Origin of the sequence: Lentzea sp. HUAS TT2 (assembly GCF_051853195.1) — a bacterium.
Taxonomy (GTDB): Bacteria; Actinomycetota; Actinomycetes; order Mycobacteriales; family Pseudonocardiaceae; genus Lentzea.
This window is the reverse complement of sequence record NZ_CP196667.1, coordinates 5,057,238-5,075,854: the sequence shown is the minus strand read 5'-3', so window position 1 is coordinate 5,075,854 and position 18,617 is coordinate 5,057,238. Positions and strand designations below refer to the sequence as shown.

Below are 18,617 nucleotides of genomic sequence, written 5' to 3'. Positions count from 1 at the left end.
CGGCGATCGCCGGTCAATTCTCACTCACCGTTGGCTCACGATCCCGATCCGCGACGGATTCTGGTCACGGGCTGGAGTCACGGCTCGTCATGCTAGGCCAAACGAGCGATATGTGAAACGCATTGCCCGGCATGCCCGACACTGAGAGTGACGGGAAGCCGAGTCGTGAGGATGCCCCATGACGATGCAGCAACGCACAGAACCTTCGCCTGCCGCTGTTTTGATCGCCGTTGCCGTGCTCGCGCTGGTTCTGACCGTTGCTTTCGGCCCCCTGGGCTTCGTGATGGGCCTCGCGCTGTTCGGGTTGATGTTCATCGGCACCAAGAACAGGAACGCCGAGCAGATCGGGCCGGCGCGCACCCGGTCGCGCATCCGGCGCCTGTCGACGGCCGGGCGGGTCTCGATCGTCGGGGAGGCGCACCACCAGGACGCCATCGCCGAGGTGGCGAGACTCTCGGCGTCCGACACCGACGACTCGCCGATCCTCGCGACCGCGGTGCTGGTGCCGGAGTCCGCCAGCCGGCACGACCGCGCCGCGGTGCGGGTCGACCTGCTGCGCGGTGACGGCACCGCGGTCATCGCCGGCTATCTGCGCAGCGAACTGGCCGCCGAGTACCAGCCGCTTCTGATCGAGCTGGCGGAACGCGGCGAGGTCGGCTCGTGCCCGGCCCGCATCATCGGCAGCAGCCAGCACTACGTCGTGCACCTGCACCTTGGTTCGCCACGGCTGTTGCTGCTCGACCACGAGGCACTCGGCACCACGCTGACGATGCCCGCCGAACACCAGGTGACCGTCGTGAGCGAGAGAGCTCATCAGTACGTGCTGCACCGGGTGGTCAACGGCCGCACGCCGGTCCACGTCATCGCCGAACTCCGCGACTGTCGCATTGTCAAGGGGTCTCACACCGGTGAACACACGCTCGAGGTGCTCCTCGAAGGCGAGTGCATCGGCCAGCTCACGTATGCGATGGGTCTTCGCTACTGCGACATGGCGCAAGAGTGGCGCGCCCGCACCGGGCGCGCGCTCTGCGAAGCCGTCATCACCAACGAGGGCACGCGCGGTCTTCAGGCGAACTTGCTGCTGCCCAAGTAGTCGGCGAACGTCCGCGGCTCACGGCCGAGGACACGCTTCACTCCGTCGGACAGGTACGCCTCCTCACCCGTGCGGACGCGCACGAGCAGCATCGTGACGAGGTCCGCGATCTCGTCCGGGTAGCCGAGCCCGCGCAACGAGGCCGCGAACTCGTCCGGCTCCACGTCGCTGTAGAGCACGGGGTTTCCGGTCACCGCGACGATCCGCGCGAGCATCTCGGGGAACGACAACGCCTCCGGCCCGCTGAGGTCGTAGGTCTGCCCGTGGTGGCCTGGCTGGGTCAGCGCGGCGACCGCGACCTCGGCGATGTCGGCGACGTCGATGAACGGGTGGATGCCCTGGCCGGCGGGAACGGCGAGCTCACCGTGCTGAACAGGCGCCGCGAACAGGTCCTCGTCGAAGTTCTGCATGAACCAGGTGGGCCGCAGGATCGTCCACTCGGCACCCGAGTCCTTGACCGCGGCCTCGAACGGGTCGTCGTCGGGAGCACCGCGCATGGACAGCAGCACGAGCCGGGTGACGCCCGCCTTCACGGCGACACGCACGAAATCGGCCAGCAGCAAGGGGTTGTCCGGCGGCACGACGTAGACGGCCGTGGTGCCGGCGACGGCGGGCTCCCAGGTGTCCGAGTCGGACCAGTCGAAGGTCGTCGCCGCGGACCGCGACGCCGGACGGGCGGCGGGGCCGAGGATGCCAGTGACGCGGCGACCGGTCTTGCCGGTGGCGCCGAGGACGAGGATGGACGAGGTGTTGATCGCGCTTGATGTGGACATGACTAGAGCTAATCAACGTTGACGCGGACGATCCATGCCTGATCAGCCGCCGTCCTTGCTCGTTCGTCCACGTGGTAGTTACTGGGTCATGAGTCAGCGTGATCTCGTGGACCTGAGGGACGCCCTGCGCGCGTTCGCCGCTGCCCGCGACTGGGACAGCTACCACACGCCCAAGAACCTGGTGATGGCCTTGTCCGCGGAGGTCGGCGAGCTCACCGACCTCTTCCAGTGGCTGACGCCGGAAGAGGCGCAGGAGGCGATGAAAGACCCCGATCTCGCCTGGAACGTGCGTGACGAGCTCGCGGACGTGATGCACTACCTGACCAGGCTGGCGGACAAGCTCGGTGTCGACCTCGTCGAGGCCGCGTTCGCCAAGATCGAGCGCAACGAGCGGCGGTTCCCGACCGGGAGCCTGGTCCCCGTGCCTGTCGAGAAGGGCGAATTGTGAGTCTGCAGAACGTGCACGTCCTGCACGTGCACCAGAAGGTCACGTTCATGGTCAACCGGTACGAGGTGTTCGTCGACGACAACGGCGCACCGGGTCAGCTGGTCGGCTTCGCCGAGCAGAAGAGGCTCAAGATCAAGGAACGGGTCACGATCTACACCGACTCGTCGAAGAGCCGGGTGCTGTTCGAGTTCAACGCCCGCAAGGCGATCGACCTCGGCAGCGGCTACGACGTGACGGACGAGCAGGGCAGGTCGATCGGCTTGTTCCGCAAGGACTTCGCCAAGTCGCTGCTGAGGTCGACCTGGCACCTGGAGCAGCCGGGCTGGGGTGTGACGACCGGTGCCGAGCGCAACAAGTTCCTCGCGGGCTTTCGCCGGCTGTGGCAGTGGATCCCGTACCTCGGAGATGCGCCGTTCCCCATGCGGTATCACTTCGACTTCGTCACGGAGAACGGCGCTCCCGTGTTCAGCGTCGACAAGAAGACCTGGGTCCGCGACCACTACCTGGTCTCGATCCAGGATCCTGGCGTCGATCGCCGGCTGGTCATCGCCCAGGCCGTGGCTCTCGACGCGCTGCAGTCCCGCTAGAGGTACGTGAGCAGGAGGAGGATCAGGCACACCAGCAGCACGACGCCGAGCACTGCGGGCAGGACCGACTGCGATGACGGCGCGGGCTCGCGGGCGTGCCTGCCCCGCCTCCTGCGCGCTCGCCACCGCAAAGGTGCCTCCCCTGCCCACTGCTCGTTCATGACGATCACGGTAGGGAGGAACAACCCGGGCTTGACCTGCATCACCCGCTCGCCGGGGTCTCATCACCCGGTCAGCCGCTCAAAGAACACGGCACAACATGCACGACAACATGAAAAAGCCCTGCGGGGAGCGCTTGTGGCGCTCAACCCGCAGGGCAAATTATGTTCGGCGGCGACCTACTCTCCCACACCGTAACCAGTGCAGTACCATCGGCGCAGAAGGGCTTAACTACCGGGTTCGGAATGGGACCGGGTGTTTCCCCAACGCTATGACCACCGAAACACTATGGAGATATCAACCAGAAACCCCGAACCAGCAGACCATCATGGCCCTGCTGGGGGTTTCGATCGGTTCTGGTTGTTCTTCCAGAACCGCACAGTGGATGCGTAGCGTCTTTGTAACAAGTCCTCGGCCTATTAGTACCAGTCAGCTCCAACCGTTACCGGTCTTCCACCTCTGGCCTATCAACCCAGTGGTCTAGCTGGGGGCCTTAACTCACGAAGAGTGGGATACCTCATCTTGGAACGAGCTTCCCGCTTAGATGCCTTCAGCGGTTATCCCTTCCGAACGTAGCCAACCAGCAATGCTCTTGGCAGAACAACTGGCACACCAGCGGTCCGTCCGTCCCGGTCCTCTCGTACTAGGGACAGCCTTCCTCAAGTATCCTACGCGCGCGGCGGATAGGGACCGAACTGTCTCACGACGTTCTAAACCCAGCTCGCGTACCGCTTTAATGGGCGAACAGCCCAACCCTTGGGACCTACTCCAGCCCCAGGATGCGACGAGCCGACATCGAGGTGCCAAACCATCCCGTCGATATGGACTCTTGGGGAAGATCAGCCTGTTATCCCCGGGGTACCTTTTATCCGTTGAGCGACCACGCTTCCACAAGCCATGGCCGGATCACTAGTTCCGACTTTCGTCCCTGCTCGACCCGTCAGTCTCACAGTCAAGCTCCCTTGTGCACTTGCACTCAACACCTGATTGCCAACCAGGCTGAGGGAACCTTTGAGCGCCTCCGTTACTCTTTGGGAGGCAACCGCCCCAGTTAAACTACCCACCAGGCACTGTCCCTGATCCGGATCACGGACCGAGGTTAGACATCCAATACGACCAGAGTGGTATTTCAACGATGACTCCACAACCACTGGCGTGGCCGCTTCACAGTCTCCCACCTATCCTACACAAGCCGAATCGAACACCAATACCAAGCTATAGTAAAGGTCCCGGGGTCTTTCCGTCCTGCCGCGCGTAACGAGCATCTTTACTCGTAATGCAATTTCGCCGGGCCTGCGGTTGAGACAGTCGAGAAGTCGTTACGCCATTCGTGCAGGTCGGAACTTACCCGACAAGGAATTTCGCTACCTTAGGATGGTTATAGTTACCACCGCCGTTTACTGGCGCTTAAGTTCTCAGCTTCGCCCTTGCGGACTAACCGGTCCCCTTAACGTTCCAGCACCGGGCAGGCGTCAGTCCATATACATCGTCTTGCGACTTCGCATGGACCTGTGTTTTTAGTAAACAGTCGCTTCTCGCTGGTCTCTGCGGCCGTCTCGCCCTAGCCTGCAAGAGGCTTCAAGCGCTACGGCCCCCCTTCTCCCGAAGTTACGGGGGCATTTTGCCGAGTTCCTTAACCACAGTTCGCCCGATCGCCTTGGTATTCTCTACCTGACCACCTGTGTCGGTTTGGGGTACGGGCCGCGTGAAAGCTCGCTAGAGGCTTTTCTCGGCAGCATGGGATCACTCTACTTCGCCTCAATCGGCTACGCATCACGTCTCAGGATATGTGAGGCACGGATTTGCCTATGCCTCTCCCTACACGCTTGCACCAGTACTACCACTCACTGGCGGAGCTACCCTCCTGCGTCACCCCATCGCTTGACTACTACAAGTTCAGGTCCCGCGCTCCACATTCCGCTAACTCCCGAAGGAGTTTCGCAGGTGCTTTGGGCGGTTAGTATCACAAGGTTCATCATGGGCGCGTTCACACGGGTACGGGAATATCAACCCGTTGTCCATCGACTACGCCTGTCGGCCTCGCCTTAGGTCCCGACTTACCCTGGGCGGATTAGCCTGGCCCAGGAACCCTTGGTCATCCGGCGGACGAGTTTCTCACTCGTCTTTCGCTACTCATGCCTGCATTCTCACTCGCATAGCGTCCACGGCTGGATTACTCCGCCGCTTCAACCGCTACACGACGCTCCCCTACCCATCCCAGCACAAGGCTGAAATGACACAGCTTCGGTGGTGTGCTTAAGCCCCGCTACATTGTCGGCGCAGGACCACTTGACCAGTGAGCTATTACGCACTCTTTAAAGGGTGGCTGCTTCTAAGCCAACCTCCTGGCTGTCTGTGCGACCCCACATCCTTTCCCACTTAGCACACACTTAGGGACCTTAGCTGGCGTTCTGGGCTGTTTCCCTCTCGACTACGAAGCTTATCCCCCGCAGTCTCACTGCCGCGCTCTCACACCTCGGTATTCGGAGTTTGGTTGATTTCGGTAAGCTTGTGGGCCCCCTAGACCATCCAGTGCTCTACCCCCGAGGTGAAACACACGACGCTGCACCTAAATGCATTTCGGGGAGAACCAGCTATCACGGTGTTTGATTGGCCTTTCACCCCTAACCACAGCTCATCCCCCAGGTTTTCAACCCTGGTGGGTTCGGGCCTCCACGCGGTCTTACCCGCGCTTCACCCTGGCCATGGCTAGATCACACCGCTTCGGGTCTAGACCACGCGACTCAAGCGCCCTATTCAGACTCGCTTTCGCTACGGCTACCCCACACGGGTTAACCTCGCCACGTAGCACTAACTCGCAGGCTCATTCTTCAAAAGGCACGCCGTCACCCCTAAAGGCTCCGACGGATTGTAGGCACACGGTTTCAGGTACTATTTCACTCCCCTCCCGGGGTACTTTTCATCTTTCCCTCACGGTACTAGTCCGCTATCGGTCACCAGGGAGTATTTAGGCTTAGCGGGTGGTCCCGCCAGATTCACAGCGAATTTCACGAGTACGCTGCTACTTGGGAACACTCTAAACAGACGCTACGTTTTCGAGTACGGGAGTTTCACCCTCTACGCTCGTGCTTTCCAGACACGTTCCTCTAACGATGCGTTTTCTGACTGTTCGCTAGCTCGGCAGAACTAGCCAAGAGGTCCCACGACCCCGCGAATGCAACCCCTGCCGGGTATCACACAGACGCGGTTTAGCCTCTTCCGCTTTCGCTCGCCACTACTCACGGAATCACGGTTGTTTTCTCTTCCTGCGGGTACTGAGATGTTTCACTTCCCCGCGTTCCCTCCACATACCCTATGTGTTCAGGTATGGGTGAACCCACATGACTGGGTCCGGGTTTCCCCATTCGGAAATTCTAGGATCTCAGCTCGGTTGACAGCTCCCCTAGACTTTTCGCAGTCTCCTACGTCCTTCATCGGCTCCTGGTGCCAAGACATCCACCGTATGCCCTTACTAACTTGCTACAAAGATGCTCGCATCCACTGTGCAGTTCTCAAAGAACAATCAGATCCACTCGCGCTACTGCAGACGCCGGCCTGACCAGTGTCAGGTGGTTCATCCGCGGCAAGTGGCCGATCACTGAAAGACACAAAAGCGTGTTCCCTCAGGACCCAACAGCGTACCGATCTGTTCATCCAGCCCTCTCGACACCTTTCCACGCAGGCAAGCCTGCAGTACTCACTGTCGAAACAACCGAACGTCTAGCCAGCCAGCATCCACTAATGAGCCTCGCCCCGCTGAACGGGTGCGAGTTCTGACTACCGCTCGGAACGTTTGCCCAAGATCGGCAGTAGATGCTCCTTAGAAAGGAGGTGATCCAGCCGCACCTTCCGGTACGGCTACCTTGTTACGACTTCGTCCCAATCGCCAGTCCCACCTTCGACCGCTCTCCCCCTTGCGGGTTGAGCCACGGGCTTCGGGTGTTACCGACTTTCGTGACGTGACGGGCGGTGTGTACAAGGCCCGGGAACGTATTCACCGCAGCGTTGCTGATCTGCGATTACTAGCGACTCCGACTTCACGGGGTCGAGTTGCAGACCCCGATCCGAACTGAGACCGGCTTTATGGGATTCGCTCCACCTCACGGCTTAGCAGCCCTTTGTACCGGCCATTGTAGCATGTGTGAAGCCCTGGACATAAGGGGCATGATGACTTGACGTCATCCCCACCTTCCTCCGAGTTGACCCCGGCAGTCTCCCATGAGTCCCCACCATTACGTGCTGGCAACATGGAACGAGGGTTGCGCTCGTTGCGGGACTTAACCCAACATCTCACGACACGAGCTGACGACAGCCATGCACCACCTGTGAACCAGCCACAAGGGAGGCTCTATCTCTAGAGCTTTCTAGTCCATGTCAAGCCCAGGTAAGGTTCTTCGCGTTGCATCGAATTAATCCACATGCTCCGCCGCTTGTGCGGGCCCCCGTCAATTCCTTTGAGTTTTAGCCTTGCGGCCGTACTCCCCAGGCGGGGTGCTTAATGCGTTAGCTGCGGCACAGAGGGCGTGGAAGCCCCCCACACCTAGCACCCACCGTTTACGGCGTGGACTACCAGGGTATCTAATCCTGTTCGCTCCCCACGCTTTCGCTCCTCAGCGTCAGTGTCGGCCCAGAGACCCGCCTTCGCCACCGGTGTTCCTCCTGATATCTGCGCATTTCACCGCTACACCAGGAATTCCAGTCTCCCCTGCCGAACTCAAGTCTGCCCGTATCGACCGCAAGCTTGGAGTTAAGCCCCAAGTTTTCACGGCCGACGCGACAAACCGCCTACGAGCTCTTTACGCCCAATAATTCCGGACAACGCTCGCACCCTACGTATTACCGCGGCTGCTGGCACGTAGTTAGCCGGTGCTTCTTCTGCAGGTACCGTCACTTGCGCTTCGTCCCTGCTGAAAGAGGTTTACAACCCGAAGGCCGTCATCCCTCACGCGGCGTCGCTGCATCAGGCTTTCGCCCATTGTGCAATATTCCCCACTGCTGCCTCCCGTAGGAGTCTGGGCCGTGTCTCAGTCCCAGTGTGGCCGGTCACCCTCTCAGGCCGGCTACCCGTCGTCGCCTTGGTAGGCCATTACCCCACCAACAAGCTGATAGGCCGCGGGTCCATCCCATACCGCCGGAACTTTCCACACCAAACCATGCAGTTCGGTGTCGTATCCGGTATTAGACCTCGTTTCCAAGGCTTATCCCAGAGTACAGGGCAGGTTACCCACGTGTTACTCACCCGTTCGCCGCTCGTGTACCCCGAAGGGCCTTACCGCTCGACTTGCATGTGTTAAGCACGCCGCCAGCGTTCGTCCTGAGCCAGGATCAAACTCTCCAATAAGGATTGTGTTTGATCGCTCCAGACGGAATATGTCTGGCATCAATCTAGTCTTGCCTCAAAGGAACTACCTCGACGAGGAGGTAATTCATATATTACTGGCTGTGTTTCGGCACGCTGTTGAGTTCTCAAAGAACACGCGCTCACCGCAGCTACTCTCCGAAGAGATTCACTTCCGGGGCTGTGTCAGAAGTCTTTCGCCGCACTCCGTTCCGGCTGTGTTTCCCGGCCCGTTCCGTGCTGGCATGGAGAAATTTACACGGGCCCCCCACGAGATCCAAATCGGGGGTCCCTAACGGCGTAACCGCAGGTCAGAGACTACGCGCACGGCCCAAACCCGCCAAGATCGACGCGTAGTGTGACCGGGGCCACGCCGACAATCTTGTATCCAGCGTCAGTGAGGTGCGCTCGGCAGGTGCACGGAGACCGACAGACCGCCGGTCGGCACGGCCACTGCCTGCGCAAACCCGCCATGAGCGGCCACCGCGGCACGCACGATCGAGAGCCCCAGACCGGTGCCCGACTGGCTCGTCCGGTCCTTGCCCCCGCGGCGGAACGGTTCGAACAGCTCCTCGACGCGGTCCGGCGGGATGAGCTGACCGGACGACGACACCCGCAGCACCGACCACTGCGGCCCGGTCTCGACCACGGTCTCGATCCATCCGCCGACGTGGTTGTGCCGGACGGCGTTCTCCAGCAGGTTGCCGGCGATGCGCTCCAGCAGCGCGGGATCCCCGACCGCGAGCGCCGGCACGCACCGGAACACCGCGCGCAGGTTCCGTGCCTCGGCCTCGGCCCGTGCGGCCTTCCATGCGGACTCGACCACTGCGGACAGGTCGACCGGTTCACGGACAGCGAGCCCGATCCCGTCCGTGCGTGCAAGCAGCAGCAGTGCCGACACCAACTGCTCGGCACGCTCCCCCGCCGCACGCACGACACCGGCCATGCGACGCAGCTCTTCCACGTCGGCATCCGGGTCGGACAGGGTCACGTCCAGCTCAGTGCGCACCACCGAGAGAGGAGTGCGCAATTCGTGCGATGCGTTGGCCACGAACCGGCGCTGCGAGTCGAAGGCCGCTTCGAGCCGGTCGAGCATCGAGTCGAACGTGTCCGCGAGCTCGGCGACCTCGTCACGCGGACCTTCCAGCCGCAACCGCGACGAGAGAGACTCCGCCGACAACCGGCGAGCAGCGCCCGTCACGTCGTGCAGAGGCTTGAGCACACGGCCGGTGAACGTCCAAGTCAGCACAGCGGCGGCCACGACCATGCACGCGAACGCGATCAGCCCGGCGCGCAGCAGGTCCTGACGCGCGGTCGCGGTCAACGCGTCGGTCAGCACCTTCACGGTGACGTTGACGCCGTCGACCGTCACCTGGGTGTCGGAGGGGAACGAGGGCGACGAGTCGAAGACCCGCCCGACCAGCGTCCACCCGAGGAACAGCAGAACAGCGCTGACCACAGCGACGAGCGCGGTGGTCAGGAGCGTGATCCGAAGGCGAAGCCCTGGTCCGCGCCTTCGCATAGGTCAGTCCTCAGCAGATCCGTTCGAAGCACTCGGCACCCGGTAGCCGGAACCGACGACGGTGTCGATGATGCCCGGTTCCCCGAGCTTCTTGCGCAACGTCATCACAGTTACGCGCACGGTCGTGGTGAACGGGTCTGCGTTCTCGTCCCACACGCGCTCGAGCAGCTCCTCGCTGCTGACGACCGACCCCTTGGCCGCGAGCAGCACCTCGAGGACGCCGAACTCCTTGCGGGTCAGCTCGATCGGCTGCCCGCCGCGCGACACCGTGCGCCGCGCCGGGTCCAGCTCCACGTCCTGAGCGGCGAGCAACGGTGGCGTCGCGGGAGTCGCGCGCCGGGCCAACGCCCGTACGCGCGCGACCAGTTCGGGGAACGCGAACGGCTTCGCGAGGTAGTCGTCCGCACCCAGTGACAGCCCGGACACGCGGTCCTCGATGGACCCGCTCGCCGTCAGCATCATGACCCTGGTGAGCGCGCCGGAGCTGAGGATCTCCTTGCACAGTTCGTCACCGGACATCCCCGGCAGGTCGCGGTCGAGCACAACCACGTCGTACCGCGTGACGGTCGACTTCTCGTGCCCGCTCTCGCCGTCGTAGGCGACGTCCACGGCCATACCTTCGCGCCTCAGGCCGCGAGCGATCGCGTCGGCCAGAGGCGCCTCGTCCTCGACTACCAGAATCCGCACGCCTCAAAGGTGCCACATTCACCTGAGAGGGCGCTTAACGACACCTTCACCGCCTGCGTGCAGGCCTGTCGACGACGACCGTGGAGGCGGTCTGAAGTGCGCGGATCTCCAGCAACGCCGGGTGCTCCTCTGCCAGGCGAGCCGCGTTCAGCAACGACCGCAGCGCCGCCGTCTCGCCTCGCGCCCGCTCCAGGGCCGCACGCCCCTCGGCGGCCGCCACCAGTTCGACCAGCGCGGCCCGCCGCAGCTCACCGGGCATGACGACGTCACGCACGGCCACGTCCGACACCGAGATGCCGAGCTCCGCGGCGCGAGCGGCGACCGCCGCCAGCACCTCGGCCGCGATGACCTGGCGCTCAGGATCAACAGCAGAGTGCGCGCGCGTCACCACCGCACCGCGCAATGCGAGCTGCACGGCCGTGTAGAGCTCGTCCTCGGGAGACGCCGACTCCACGACGAACGCCGTTGGCGACGACACGGCCCAGCGCACCACAACGGTCACGCGCACCAGAACGCCGTCGGCGGTCGGCACGTCCTGAGCGGCCGGGCTCATCGTGCGCGGCCGGATGTCGACGTGGCGCAACACGGCACGCCAGGGCACCCGATGACGACCGGGACCGAGCTCACCGACGAGCACCCCGTGGTCGAACCGGACTGCCCGCTCCCACGGGTACAACGTCTTCTTCACAGCTTCCCCCACACGTCCAGGCAGACCACGACCCCGGCCGGCGGGGCGGGGAACGGGAGTCCACAAGGGACTCGCAAAGCTCCGTGCCCCCGTGTGCGACCGGGGTCGTGGTTTCAGGGATCGAACCTGATGCTTCTAAGGCACCCAACACCCGCCTCGATCGCGGGACCCTGACCAGGGAGACCTGCCGGGCCGCAAAAAAGCGGGCGTGAGGGGGAGGGTAGCCGACCTACTTCTCGACGTGCTCGTCAATTTCGACGGGCAGGCACTCCAGGCGAGCGGCCCACTCCGTCACGCGCCGCGCGACGTCCTGTGCGGTGATGCCCAGCAACGCCAGCACCTCGCCACGCTCACCGTGGTCGTGGAACTGTTGCGGCAGAGCGATGTCCCGCAACGGCACGTCGACGTCGGCATCGCGCAGCGCGGCGGCGAACGAGGAACCGAAGCCACCGTGGCGGCCACCGTCCTCGACCGTCACCACGAGCTTGTGCGACGCCGCCATCTCCACGAGGTCCACCGACATCGGGTAGATCCACCGCGGGTCGACGACCGTCACGCCGATGCCCTGGTCCTCCAGCCGTTGCGCGGCCTCGAGACCGAGCCCGCCCAACGCGCCGACCGTCACCAGCAGCACGTCGTTGCCCGAGCGCCGCAGCACGTCCACGGACCCGACGCGTTCCAGCGCGGGCAGGTCCGGGCCGACCGAGGCCTTCGGGTAGCGGATCACCGACGGCGCGTCCGAGATCTCGACGGCCTCGCGCAGCTCCTCGACCAGCGTGCCGGCGTCCCGCGGCGCCGCCACGTGCACACCGGGGATGACGCCGAGGATCGACATGTCCCACATGCCGTGGTGCGAAGCGCCGTCCGGGCCGGTCACGCCGGCGCGGTCGAGCACGACCGTGACGCCCTGCTTGTGCAGCGCGACGTCCATCAGCAGCTGGTCGAACGCCCGGTTCAGGAACGTCGCGTAGACGGCCACGATCGGGTGCAGACCACCGATGGCGAGGCCGGCGGCCGAGGTCAGCGCGTGCTGCTCGGCGATGCCGACGTCGAAGAAGCGCTCCGGGTACGCCTTGGCGAACGGGTCGAGACCGGTCGGCCCCTGCATCGCGGCGGTGATCGCCACGACGTCGGAGCGCTCGCGGCCGACCTGCACCAGCGCGTCGGAGAACACGTGCGTCCAGGTCCGGCTGGACGGCTTGACGTCCTCGCCGGTGATCGGGTCGATGACGCCGGTGGCGTGCATCTGGTCGGCCTCGTGGTTCTCGGCCGGCGCGAACCCCATGCCCTTGCGGGTGACCGCGTGCACGATCACCGGGCCGCCGAACGACTTCGCGCGCTGCAGTGCGGACTCCAGCGTCGCCATGTCGTGCCCGTCGACCGGGCCGATGTACTTCAGGCCGAGGTCCTCGAACATCGCCTGCGGGGCCAGGGCGTCCTTGATGCCGCGCTTGGCGGCGTGCAGCGCGGCGTAGAGGGGCTTGCCGAAGAACGGCGTCTGCTGCAGCGCGCTCTTGCCCTTCTCCAGCACGCGCTCGTAGCCGGGACGCAGCCGCAACGACGACAGGTGGTCGGCGAGACCACCGATCGTCGGCGAGTACGAGCGGCCGTTGTCGTTGACCACGATCACGACCGGACGCGTCTTGTCCGCCGCGATGTTGTTCAACGCCTCCCAGCACATACCGCCGGTCAGCGCGCCGTCACCGACAACGGCGACCACGTGACCGTGTGCGCCGTTGATCTGCTTCGCCTTGGCCAGACCGTCCGCGTAGGACAGCGCTGTCGAGGCGTGCGAGCTCTCCTGCACGTCGTGCTCGGACTCCGACCGCGACGGGTAGCCCGACATGCCGCCCTGCTTGCGCAGCCGGTCGAAGCCGTCACGGCGGCCCGTGACGATCTTGTGCACGTACGACTGGTGACCGGTGTCGAACACGATCGGGTCCTGCGGCGAGTCGAAGACCCGGTGCAGCGCCAGGGTCAGTTCGACGACACCCAGGTTCGGGCCCAGGTGCCCGCCCGTCTTGGACACCTTGTCGACCAGGAAACGCCGGATCTCCTCACACAGCTGCGACAGCTGCGCCTCGTCCATCCGTTTCAGATCAGCTGGTCCGTGCACGGACTCCAGCAGGGTCACCACGCCCACCTCACTCCTGAAGACTTCGGCTCAGTCTACGGAGACGCGTCTGAGACGCAGCCTCAGCTCGTCTCAGGTACGAGCAGCGCGATGCACTCCATGTGGTGGGTCATCGGGAACGCGTCGAACGCCCGCAGCTCCGCGAGCCGGTACCCCTGAACTGTGAATTCGGCCAGGTCGCGTGCCAGTGCGGCGGGGTCGCAGGCGACGTAGACGACCCGCTGCGGACGGCGTCGTGCGACTTCAGCCACAACGACCTTGCCCGCCCCCTTGCGAGGGGGGTCGAGCACCACGACGTGCGGGTCCTCGACGGGGAGCTTGCGCGTGACGGCGAGCTCCACCTTGTCCGCGACCCACTCCACCTGGGACATCCGCCGGAGGTTGCGCCTGCCGTCCTCCACGGCACCGGGGAAAGACTCCACGACCAGCACGGATCCGCTTTCGCCGACCTGCCGTCCGAGCACCGACGCGAAGAGGCCCGCACCGCCGTAGAGGTCCCACGCGCGCTGCCCGGGCTCGGCCGCGGCCCACTCCCCCACGACGGACGCGAACGTGTCCGCGGCGGCCGGGTGGACCTGCCAGAAACCATCGGCGGAAACTCGCCACTTTCGTTGGGCGGCGGTCTCGACGGCGGTACCCGTTCCGGCGCGTCGTGTGGTGTGTCGGCCTCGCACCTCACCCACATGACGGTTGCCGTCACCGTCCTGGACGATCGTGAGCTCCTGCGCCCGCCACTTTCGGTCGGTCACCGCCTCGACCATGCCCGGCCGGGAGATCACACAGTGGTCGACCGGGATCACATCGTGGGAACGCAGGCCGCGGAAACCCGGCCTGCCGTCGCGGCCGACGGCCATCCGGATCCGGGTCCGCCACTCCAGCGGCCCGCCCGGCAGCGCCTCCACGACCACGTCGCGTTCGATCTTGGCGAGCCTCGACAGCTGCTCGCGGACGACGTCGGCCTTCAGCGCCCGTTGCGCGTCCCACGAGACGTGCTGGAAGTCGCAGCCACCACACATCCCGGGGCCGCTGAACGGGCACGGCGCCTCGACGCGGTCCGGTGACGCCTGCAGGATCTCCACGGCGTCCGCACGGCAGAACGAGCCGCCGTTGTCCTCGTACACCGACACCACGACGCGTTCGCCGGGCAGCGCGTGCCGCACGAACAGAACGCGCCCCTCGTGCCGTGCGATGAAGTGCCCGCCGTGTGCGACGGGCCCTACCTCTACTTCGAACTTGCGTCCGGTCCAGTCTTCCTTGGTCGTGCTCATCGGTCGTCAAGTCCCCTTCGGACAGCGCCGGGCGCGATGACGTCCTTGTCCTTGACCTTCACCGAGGATTCGAGCTGCCACGGGACACTGGTCACCATCACTCCCGGCTGGAAAAGCAGCCTTCCCTTGAGCCGCAACGCGCTCTGGTTGTGCAGCAGCTGCTCCCACCAGTGGCCGACCACGTACTCCGGAATGAACACGGTAACAACGTCGCGCGGGTTGTCCGACTTGACTCGCTTGACGTAGTCGAGAACGGGCTTGGTGATCTCCCGGTAGGGGGACTCGATCACCTTCAGCGGGATCTTGAAGTTCTCCTTCTCCCACTCCGCGACGAGCTTGCGCGTGTCGCCGTCGTCGACGTTGACCGTGACGGCCTCCAGCACGTCCGGACGCACGGCCTTCGCGTAGGACAACGCGCGCAACGTCGGCATGTGCAGTTTGGACACGAGCACCATCGCGTGGTTGCGCGCGGGCATCGTGCGCACGCGCTCCTGCTTGCGCAGCTCCTCGGCGACGGTGTCGTAGTGCTTGCGGATCGCCGTCATCAACGCGTAGATGGCGGCCATCGCGGCGATGGCGATCCACGCGCCCTTGGTGAACTTGGTGATCAGCACGATGATCAGCACGGTCGCGGTCAGCGCGAGACCGAACGTGTTGATCGCCTGCGAGCGCCGCATCCTGGAACGCGCCTGGGCGTCGGTCTCGGTCTTGAGCAGCCGGTGCCAGTGCTTGATCATGCCGAGCTGGCTCAGCGTGAACGACACGAACACACCGACGATGTAGAGCTGGATCAGCCGGGTGACCTCGGCGTCGAACGCGATCACCAGCACGACCGCGAAGCCGGCCAGGAACAGGATGCCGTTGGAGAACGCCAGCCGGTCGCCGCGGGTGTGCAGCTGCCGCGGCAGGTAGCGGTCCTGGGCGAGGATCGAGCCGAGCACCGGGAACCCGTTGAACGCCGTGTTCGCGGCGAGCACCAGGATCAGCGCGGTGACGCCGGCGATGAAGTAGAAGCCGGGCGGGAAGTTGTCGAACACGGCGTGCGCGATCTGCGCGACCATCGTCTTCTGCTCGTAGCCCGCAGGGGCGTTGGTGATCTGTTGCAGCGGGAACTCGGCCATCCGCACGTCGGTGAGCTGGGCGAGGATGATCAGGCCCATCAGCATGACGACCGAGATGGTGCCCATCAGCAGCAGCGTCGTCGCGGCGTTGCGGGACTTGGGCTTGCGGAACGCGGGCACGCCGTTGCTGATCGCCTCGACGCCGGTGAGGGCGGCGCAGCCGGACGAGAACGCCCGCAGCACCAGGAACACGAACGCGAGGCCCATCAGGTGGTCCTGCTCGGCGTGGATCTCGAGGCCCGAGCTCTCCGCCCGCATGTCGTCGCCCAGCACGAAGCCGCGGAACAGGCCCCAGCCGATCAGGCCGAAGACACCGATCATGAACGCGTAGACCGGGACGGCGAACGCGCTGCCGGACTCGCGGATGCCGCGCAGGTTCACCGCCGTCAGCAGCACGATGGCCGTGACCGCGAACTCCGCCTTGTGGGTGGCGACGAACGGGATCGCCGAGCCGATGTTCGCCATCGCCGCCGAGATCGACACCGCGACCGTGAGGATGTAGTCGACGAGCAGTGCGCTCGCCACCGTGAGCCCGGCTCGGCGGCCGAGGTTGACCGTGGCGACCTCGTAGTCGCCGCCGCCGGACGGGTAGGCGTGGACGTTCTGCCGGTAGCTGGCCACCACGGTGAGCATCACCACGACGACCGCGACCCCGACCCACGGCGCCATCGTGTAGGCACTCAGGCCCGCCACCGACAGCATCAGGAAGATCTCTTCCGGCGCGTAGGCGACCGACGACATGGCGTCGGAGGCGAACACGGGCAAGGCGATGCGTTTGGGCAGGAGGGTGTGAGCGAGGCGATCACTGCGGAACGGCCGTCCTACCAGGAGGCGTTTGGCAGCGGTGGCGAGCTTGGACACCGGCAGAGCGTAAGGGGTCCGCTCACCGGGACGGGCTAATGCTCGGTAGGTTCTGCGCAGAGCTCGCCTGAGGAGGCATGTCGTGCACGTGGTGATCATGGGCTGTGGCCGGGTGGGGGCGTCCCTGGCCAGGGCTCTGGAGCGACTCGACCACCAGGTCGCCGTGATCGACAAGGATTCGCAGTCGTTCCGCAGGCTGGGCAGCGACTTCCACGGACAGCAGGTCATCGGCAACGGTTTCGACCGCAATGTCCTGATCGAGGCCGGGGTCGAGCGCGCGGGCGCGTTCGCGGCGGTCTCCAGCGGCGACAACTCGAACATCATCTCGGCGCGGGTCGCGCGTGAGACGTTCGGCGTCGAGCACGTCGTCGCGCGCATCTACGACCACAAGCGCGCCGCGGTGTACGAGCGCCTGGGCATCCCGACCGTGGCGACGGTGCCGTGGTCGACCGACCGGTTCCTGCGGATGCTGTTGCCCGAAGGTGCGGCGACGGCGTGGCGCGACCCGTCCGGGACCGTGGCGGTGCTGCCGATCGAGGTCGACGAGGCCTGGGTCGGGCGGCCGGTGCGCGAGCTCGAGGAAGCGATCGGCGCGCGCGTGGCGTTCGTGATGCGGTTCGGCACGGGCGTGCTGCCGGACGCGAAGACCGTCGTGCAGGCCGACGACACCATCTACGTGGCGGCGCTGTCCGGCACGATCACCGACGTCGCGGCGGCGGCGCTGCAGGCACCGGAGGAGAGCTGATGCGGGTCGCTATCGCCGGCGCGGGGGCCGTGGGGCGCTCCATCGCGCAGGAGCTCGTCTCGGACGGGCACCAGGTGATGCTGATCGAACGGGACCGGGCGCACTTCGACCCGAACTCCGTCGAGCAGGCCGAGTGGGTGCAGGCCGACGCCTGTGAGCTGTCCTCTTTGGAGGACGCGGGCATGCACCTGTGCGACGTGGTGATCGCCGCGACCGGTGACGACAAGGTCAACCTCGTGGTGTCGCTCCTGGCCAAGACGGAGTTCGCGGTCCGTCGCGTCATCGCGCGGGTGAACGACCCGACGAACGAATGGCTCTTCACCGAGTCGTGGGGTGTCGACGTGGCCGTGTCCACGCCACGGCTGTTGGCCGCCATGGTCGAGGAGTCCGTGACGATCGGTGACGTCGTACGGCTGATGACGTTGCGTCAGGGCCAGGCGAACCTCGTGGAGATCACGCTCGACGAGGCGACGCCGTTCGCGGGCCGTGCGGTCTCGGAGCTGACGCTGCCGCGCGACGCCGCCCTGGTGACGATCCTGCGGGGCGGGCGGGTCATCGTGCCGCAGCCGGACGACACGCTCGAGGGCGGCGATGAGCTGTTGTTCGTGACCACCGCCGCCGTCGAGCAGGACATCAAGACCGCTCTGGGCTACTAGGCCCACCAGTACTGGTGCCCGCCTCCGTGGCAGTCCCACAGCTGCACGGAGGCGCCGTTCCACCAGTTCGCGCCCGCGATCTCGACGCACCGGTTGCCGGACTGCCACGTCCGGATCCGCCCGACCTCCGCTGTCGTGGCGGCGGGGCGGTAGAACATCTGGAAGGCGTTGTTGCCCGGCTGGCAGTCGTACATCTGCAGGTGGGCGCCGTTGTCGAGATTGCCCCAGGCGGCGGTGAGGCATCTGCCGCCGTCGGCGTTGCGCAGTTTCAGCCCGTCCCAGTACCAGCGCTGGGTGAGGGCGTTCTGGCAGTCGACCATGATGACCCCGGCGCCGTTCTGGCCGGTCGAGGCGGTCATGCACCGGCCGTTGAACTTCGACTGGACGTAGATGGTGTTCTGCGCCTGCGCCGCGGAGGACGTGACCAGCACGCCGCCGACGACGAGGGTCAGTGCGGCCAGGATGGCGGCCTTGCGCTTGAGAATGTTCATGACAACCCGACGCCCTGCGCGCGACGGCTGATACACGGCTTGCCCG

General features: G+C 65.1%; 14 protein-coding genes and 3 rRNA genes. 5 read left to right on the top strand and 12 right to left on the bottom strand.

The annotated features are described in order from the left end of the window. Positions 1 to 178: 178 nt before the first annotated feature. The gene (locus ACSHWB_RS25485) at positions 179 to 1,093 is read left to right on the top strand and encodes a hypothetical protein (protein ID WP_439655792.1); all 915 of its coding nucleotides are present in this window, start codon (positions 179 to 181) and stop codon (positions 1,091 to 1,093) included. Here the strand turns inward: ACSHWB_RS25485 and ACSHWB_RS25480 are convergent. Next, complete coding sequence (locus ACSHWB_RS25480) at positions 1,066 to 1,866, bottom strand: NAD(P)H-binding protein (RefSeq protein ID WP_439655791.1); 801 nt, start codon at positions 1,864 to 1,866, stop codon at positions 1,066 to 1,068. The two genes, ACSHWB_RS25485 and ACSHWB_RS25480, sit on opposite strands and share 28 nt — an antisense overlap. Before the next feature lie 88 nt (positions 1,867 to 1,954). Here ACSHWB_RS25480 and ACSHWB_RS25475 point away from each other — a divergent pair, with 88 nt between their 5' ends. Next, positions 1,955 to 2,314, top strand: a complete 360-nt coding sequence (locus tag ACSHWB_RS25475; protein ID WP_439655790.1) for a nucleotide pyrophosphohydrolase — start codon at positions 1,955 to 1,957, stop codon at positions 2,312 to 2,314. Continuing rightward, entirely contained in the window at positions 2,311 to 2,901 is a 591-nt protein-coding gene (locus ACSHWB_RS25470; protein WP_439655789.1) for a hypothetical protein, read from the top strand. The genes ACSHWB_RS25475 and ACSHWB_RS25470 overlap by 4 nt, the downstream gene beginning before the upstream one ends. Here the strand turns inward: ACSHWB_RS25470 and ACSHWB_RS25465 are convergent. From ACSHWB_RS25465 to ACSHWB_RS25420, 10 genes are all read right to left on the bottom strand, one after another. Further along, the gene (locus tag ACSHWB_RS25465; protein WP_177230081.1) at positions 2,898 to 3,062 is read right to left on the bottom strand and encodes a hypothetical protein; all 165 of its coding nucleotides are present in this window, start codon (positions 3,060 to 3,062) and stop codon (positions 2,898 to 2,900) included. The genes ACSHWB_RS25470 and ACSHWB_RS25465 overlap by 4 nt on opposite strands. A 164-nt stretch (positions 3,063 to 3,226) precedes the next feature. Then, positions 3,227 to 3,343: ribosomal RNA gene (gene rrf / locus ACSHWB_RS25460) — 5S ribosomal RNA — on the bottom strand. Between the two features lie 116 nt (positions 3,344 to 3,459). Next, positions 3,460 to 6,543, bottom strand: a 23S ribosomal RNA gene (locus ACSHWB_RS25455). A 341-nt stretch (positions 6,544 to 6,884) separates the two neighbouring features. Further along, positions 6,885 to 8,401: ribosomal RNA gene (locus ACSHWB_RS25450) — 16S ribosomal RNA — on the bottom strand. Together the 16S, 23S and 5S rRNA genes form the textbook arrangement of a ribosomal RNA operon. Before the next feature lie 391 nt (positions 8,402 to 8,792). After that, a complete protein-coding gene (locus ACSHWB_RS25445; RefSeq protein WP_439664484.1) occupies positions 8,793 to 9,920 on the bottom strand; it encodes a sensor histidine kinase in 1,128 nt (375 codons plus the stop codon). Positions 9,921 to 9,923: 3 nt separating this feature from the next. Then, positions 9,924 to 10,607, bottom strand: a complete 684-nt coding sequence (locus tag ACSHWB_RS25440) for a response regulator transcription factor (RefSeq protein ID WP_439664483.1) — start codon at positions 10,605 to 10,607, stop codon at positions 9,924 to 9,926. Positions 10,608 to 10,653: 46 nt separating this feature from the next. Then, positions 10,654 to 11,295: an SPFH domain-containing protein gene (locus ACSHWB_RS25435; RefSeq protein ID WP_439664482.1), complete on the bottom strand. Its 642-nt coding sequence runs from the start codon at positions 11,293 to 11,295 to the stop codon at positions 10,654 to 10,656. A 229-nt stretch (positions 11,296 to 11,524) separates the two neighbouring features. Further along, entirely contained in the window at positions 11,525 to 13,429 is a 1,905-nt protein-coding gene (dxs, locus tag ACSHWB_RS25430) for a 1-deoxy-D-xylulose-5-phosphate synthase (RefSeq protein ID WP_439664481.1), read from the bottom strand. A 62-nt stretch (positions 13,430 to 13,491) separates the two neighbouring features. Beyond that, positions 13,492 to 14,697, bottom strand: a complete 1,206-nt coding sequence (locus ACSHWB_RS25425; protein ID WP_439664480.1) for a class I SAM-dependent RNA methyltransferase — start codon at positions 14,695 to 14,697, stop codon at positions 13,492 to 13,494. Next, the gene (locus tag ACSHWB_RS25420; protein ID WP_439664479.1) at positions 14,694 to 16,679 is read right to left on the bottom strand and encodes an APC family permease; all 1,986 of its coding nucleotides are present in this window, start codon (positions 16,677 to 16,679) and stop codon (positions 14,694 to 14,696) included. The genes ACSHWB_RS25425 and ACSHWB_RS25420 overlap by 4 nt, the downstream gene beginning before the upstream one ends. 67 nt (positions 16,680 to 16,746) lie before the next feature. On the opposite strand from ACSHWB_RS25420, the gene ACSHWB_RS25415 reads away from it, so the two are divergent. Both ACSHWB_RS25415 and ACSHWB_RS25410 read left to right on the top strand, forming a co-directional pair. Next, a complete protein-coding gene (locus ACSHWB_RS25415) occupies positions 16,747 to 17,424 on the top strand; it encodes a potassium channel family protein (RefSeq protein ID WP_439664665.1) in 678 nt (225 codons plus the stop codon). After that, positions 17,424 to 18,080, top strand: coding sequence for a potassium channel family protein (locus ACSHWB_RS25410; RefSeq protein ID WP_439664478.1), 657 nt, complete (start codon positions 17,424 to 17,426; stop codon positions 18,078 to 18,080). The genes ACSHWB_RS25415 and ACSHWB_RS25410 overlap by 1 nt, the downstream gene beginning before the upstream one ends. Here the strand turns inward: ACSHWB_RS25410 and ACSHWB_RS25405 are convergent. Next, positions 18,077 to 18,571, bottom strand: a complete 495-nt coding sequence (locus ACSHWB_RS25405; RefSeq protein WP_439664477.1) for an RICIN domain-containing protein — start codon at positions 18,569 to 18,571, stop codon at positions 18,077 to 18,079. The two genes, ACSHWB_RS25410 and ACSHWB_RS25405, sit on opposite strands and share 4 nt — an antisense overlap. Positions 18,572 to 18,617 lie beyond the last annotated feature (46 nt).